Annotated in this window: 2 protein-coding genes; both read left to right on the forward strand. The window is 76.3% G+C overall.

Annotation, left to right across the window (positions count from 1 at the left end; all coding sequences use genetic code 11):
• On the forward strand, positions 1 to 1243 hold a 1243-nt coding region (locus B7767_RS29200; RefSeq protein WP_107486398.1), incomplete at its 5' end, for a DUF58 domain-containing protein.
• 5 nt (positions 1244 to 1248) lie between these two features.
• Positions 1249 to 1693: hypothetical protein (locus B7767_RS29205; protein WP_085574777.1), on the forward strand; the 445-nt coding region annotated here is incomplete at its 3' end.

Consider the following 1693-nt stretch of genomic DNA (forward strand, 5'->3'; position numbering starts at 1 on the left):
CGGCGGACCGCGCCCCGGCGAGCGGACACTGCGCCTGCTGACCGTCGCCGTCGTCGCGCTGTCCGCCGCCCTGCTCACCGGCCGGGCGTGGCTGCTCGCGCTCGCGGCGGTGCCGCTGGTACTGCTCGCGCTCGCGCTGCCGCGTACGTACGCCCGGCGCATCGAGACGTCGGCCACCGTCGAACCGGAACGCTGCTTCGAGGGCGACACCGTCACCCTCCGCATCGCGGTGGCCCACGACGGCGGCTCCGTCCGCCTCGACCCCGGTGTCACGCTCGGCCCGGGCCTGCGGCTCGACGAGGTCGTCGTCGGCCCGTCCACGGTGACGCTGCGCCACACCGCGCTGCGCTGGGGACGCTGGTCGCTCGGCCCGGTGGACCTCGACGTGTACGACGCCGGGGGCACCGTGCGCCGCACCGTGCGGGTCGAGGCGGCCGAGGTGTCCGTCTTCCCGCACGCCGCGCAGGCCCGGTTCACCCCGATCCCGGTGCGGCTGCCGCAGCGACTCGGCGAGCACGCCTCCCCGCAGGCCGGAGAGGGCGTCGAGGTCGTCGGGGTGGGACCGTGGGTGCCCGGGGAACGGCAGCGGCGCATCCACTGGCCGTCGACGACCCGGCGCGGGGCCGTGCAGCTGCACCGGTTCGCGGCCGAGCGGGCCGCCGACACGGTGATGCTGCTCGACGCGTTCGGGGACGTCGTCGACCCGGTGACCGGGGTGTCGTCCCTGGACGAGACGGTGCGGGCCGCCACCGGGCTCGCCCGCGCCTATCTGCGCACCCACGACCGGGTGGGGGTCGTCTCGACCGGGGGCACCACGCGGTGGCTGGCGCCGGGGACCGGGGACGCGGCGTTCTACCGCATCGTCGAAAGCGTCCTCGACGTCCGCAAGGACCGGCGGTTCGACGGACCCGGACTCGAGCGGGTGCCGCCGCCCGCGCTGCCGCAGGGGGCTCTGGTGTACGTGTTCACTCCGCTGAGCGACGCACGGGTGCTGAAGGTGCTGCGGGATCTTCAGGGGCGGGGGCGCCGGCCGGTCGTCGTGGAGATCCCGAGCGGGGATCCGTACGTCGAACCGGGTGACGCGGCGGGCGAGTTGGGGCTGCGGCTGTGGCACGCGGACCGGGACGCGATGCGGTTCGCCCTGCGGGACAGCGGGGTGCCGGTACTGCGGCACGTCGTGGGCGAGTCGCTGGACCTGGCGTTGGCGCCGTTGCTGTCGGGGCGGATCGGGGGACGGGGGTGAGCGCGATGACGGCGCTCGACGAGCGGACGGCCTTGCGGGAGTACGCGCGGTACTGGGCCGGGACCGTGCCGGTGCGGGTGCTCGGAGTGGCGGCCGTCGTGGTGGCGTGGCGGCCGTGGGTGACGGTGGGCGGGGCGCGCGGGGCGGTGCTGTTCGGATGCGCGGTCGTCTTCGCGGCGTGGGCGGCGCCGGCGGTGGACCGGCGGCCGTCGCTGGAGTCGGTGCGCTGGACCCGTGTTCTGCTGCGGCACCGCACGACCGTGCTGGCGAGCGGTGTCGTGGTGATCGCGGCGTCCGGGGGCCCGGCGTGGTGGGAGGCGGCCGGTGTGGTGGTGCTGTCGGTCGCGTACCTGGTGACGAGTGAGACATGGCCGTGGAGGTGGGGACGCGGGGCCGCGCGGGTCTGGGGAGAGGCCGCCGGCGCGTGTGCGGGGGCCGGGGTCGTGACGG

The sequence above is a fragment of the Streptomyces sp. 13-12-16 genome (genome assembly GCF_002114215.1).
GTDB lineage: Bacteria > Actinomycetota > Actinomycetes > Streptomycetales > Streptomycetaceae > Streptomyces.